At 35.4% G+C, this 633-nt stretch carries 1 protein-coding gene; it reads left to right on the forward strand.

The window, feature by feature from the left end:
- Positions 1-97: 97 nt before the first annotated feature.
- The coding region (locus TR08_RS14800) for a reverse transcriptase domain-containing protein (RefSeq protein ID WP_045519344.1) at positions 98-633 on the forward strand (536 nt) is incomplete at its 3' end.

The following is a 633-nucleotide window of genomic DNA, read 5'->3' on the forward strand; positions in this document are numbered from 1 at the left end:
ACCAATGAAGTTGGGTAATGCCGATGGAGGAAAGGCTGCTACCAGTGATAACCCTTATTAGGGACACATTTACTACACATAGAGGTAGGAATAATAAATGGAAACAAAACTACTAAGGATAGCAGAATTAGCTAAAGCTGACCCTAAAATGAAATTTACATCTCTTGCACATTTACTAAATGAGCATTCACTAGTTCAATGTCATATTGAGCTACCTAATAAGAAGGCAACTGGGATTAACGGTACAACTAAAGAGCAATACAGTGATAATCTAAAAGAGAATATAGAAGATTTAGTAAGTAGGCTTAAAAGCAAAAGTTATCGCCCTGTACCAGTAAGAAGAATGTATATTCCAAAGCTCAATTCAAACAAGAAAAGACCACTGGGAATACCGGAACACGAAGATAAGATTGTACAAAAAAGCATTACAAAGATACTAAATACTGTCTATGAAAATGATTTTCTAGACTGCTCTTTTGGATTCCGTCCAAATCGTAACTGCCACGATGCTCTGAAAATACTGAACCATTATATTGAAAAGAGGTCAGTAAATTATGTAGTGGATGTAGATATTAAAGGTTTCTTTGACAACGTTGACCACTTATGGATGATGGAGTTCTTAACACTGCGAAT

The sequence above is a fragment of the Neobacillus niacini genome, from assembly GCF_000759675.1.
GTDB classification, from domain to species: Bacteria; Bacillota; Bacilli; order Bacillales; family Cytobacillaceae; genus Neobacillus; species Neobacillus niacini_A.